Consider the following 1,929-nt stretch of genomic DNA (forward strand, 5'->3'; position numbering starts at 1 on the left):
CGCTGAAGTTCGCGATGTTCATGCTCGCCGAGTACGTCAACATGACCACCGTGTCGGCGTTGGCCACCACGATGTTCCTCGGCGGCTGGCACGCGCCGTGGCCGATCAGCCTGTGGGACGGCGCCAACACCGGCTGGTGGCCCCTACTTTGGTTCACCGCCAAAGTATGGGCATTCCTGTTCGGCTACTTCTGGCTACGCGCCACCCTGCCCCGACTGCGCTACGACCAATTCATGGCACTGAGTTGGAAAGTGCTGATCCCGATCTCGCTGCTATGGCTGATGATCGTCGCCATCGCACGAGGCCTGAAATCTGCCCTCGGCATATCCCCATGGGCGACGGCCGCTGCCGGGCTCTGTCTCGTAATTGCCGTCGTCGTGGTTGCGGTGCGGGCGTTGTCGAACCGTGAGGCCACCAACACCATTCGCCCGATCCGGGAGACCACGTACGTCAATCCGATGGCCGCCGGCTATCCGGTTCCGCCGCTCCCGGGCCAGCGCGTGGTTGACCCGATGATCGTCATTCGACGGGAAGACATCGATGCCTAAATTGCTGGACGCCCTATCAGGTTTCCGGGTCACGTTTTCCACGATGTTCAAGAAGCCGATCACCGAGGAGTACCCGGAGAAGCCAGGGCCGGTCGCCAAGCGCTATCACGGCCGCCACCAACTCAACCGCTACCCCGACGGGCTGGAGAAGTGCATCGGGTGTGAGTTGTGCGCGTGGGCCTGCCCGGCCGACGCGATCTACGTCGAAGGCGACAACAACACCCCCGACGAACGCTTCTCCCCCGGCGAACGCTACGGCCGCGTCTACCAAATCAACTACCTACGCTGCATCGGCTGCGGACTGTGCATCGAAGCCTGCCCCACCCGCGCACTGACCATGACCAACGAATACGAGATGGCCGACGACAACCGCGCCGACCTCATCTGGGGCAAAGACAAACTGCTCGCCCCGGCCCCGGAGACACACCGATGACCGGCGAAGGCGCGTTGTTCTGCGTGCTCGGTGTCGTCGCAGTAATCGGCGCACTCGGAGTTGTGACCGCGGCCAAGGCCGTCTACTCCGCGATGTTCCTCGCGATGACGATGATCGCGCTCGCCGTGTTCTACATCGCGCAGGACGCCCTGTTCCTCGGCATCGTGCAGGTGGTCGTCTACACCGGCGCGGTGATGATGCTTTTCCTGTTCGTGCTGATGCTCATCGGCGTCGACTCTGCCGAATCGATGACGGAAACCATTCGCGGGCAACGCGTTGCAGCGATCACGGTGGGTCTCGGCTTCGGGTTTCTACTCATCGCAGGTATCGGCAACGTGTCGGCGATCGGCTTCACCGGCTTGGCGGAGGCCAACAGCGGCGGGAACGTCGAGGGGTTGGCGGCGTTGATCTTCACCCGCTACCTGTGGGCGTTCGAACTGACGAGCGCACTGCTCATCACCGCGGCGGTGGGCGCGATGGTCCTTGCCTTTCGGGAGCGCTCGAAGCGGCGGAAGACACAGCGTGAACTCGCCACCGAGCGGTTCCGGCCGGGCGCGCATCCCACCACGCTGCCCAATCCGGGTGTCTTCGCCCATCACAACGCCGTCAACACTCTGGCGCTGCTCCCGGACGGTTCACCCGCGCCCGATTCGGTAGCACCGGTGTTGCGGCCACGCGCCGTAGAGATGCGACCGGCGAACTCGTCGAGGCGGTCGCATCTTCGGCCGATCACACCGCTCTGCGATATCGGCGCCGACTGGGTTGACGACTGGGTGCACAGCACAACCGGGGACGGACACGGATGAACCCCACGAGCTGTGTGTATTTGTCGGCGTTGTTGTTCACGATTGGTGCGGCGGGGGTTTTGTTGCGCCGCAACGCCATCGTGATGTTCATGTGTGTCGAGTTGATGCTCAATGCGGCCAATCTGGCGTTCGTGGCGTTCTC

The 1,929-nt window shown here is 63.5% G+C and carries 2 protein-coding genes and 2 pseudogenes; all 4 read left to right on the forward strand.

The features are described 5' to 3' along the window. Positions 1–548, forward strand: a 548-nt coding sequence (locus D6M19_RS33950; RefSeq protein ID WP_206428720.1) for an NADH-quinone oxidoreductase subunit H, incomplete at its 5' end; no start/stop codon positions are given. Further along, positions 541–969, forward strand: a pseudogene (gene nuoI, locus D6M19_RS33955) (NADH-quinone oxidoreductase subunit NuoI); the annotation flags it as partial. The gene D6M19_RS33950 and the pseudogene nuoI, both read left to right, overlap by 8 nt. Before the next feature lie 8 nt (positions 970–977). After that, positions 978–1,658, forward strand: a pseudogene (locus D6M19_RS33960) (NADH-quinone oxidoreductase subunit J); the annotation flags it as partial. Positions 1,659–1,783: 125 nt separating this feature from the next. Then, positions 1,784–1,929: NADH-quinone oxidoreductase subunit NuoK (nuoK, locus tag D6M19_RS33965; RefSeq protein ID WP_123029668.1), on the forward strand; the 146-nt coding region annotated here is incomplete at its 3' end.

It is taken from the genome of Mycolicibacterium stellerae, assembly GCF_003719305.1.
GTDB lineage: Bacteria > Actinomycetota > Actinomycetes > Mycobacteriales > Mycobacteriaceae > Mycobacterium > Mycobacterium stellerae.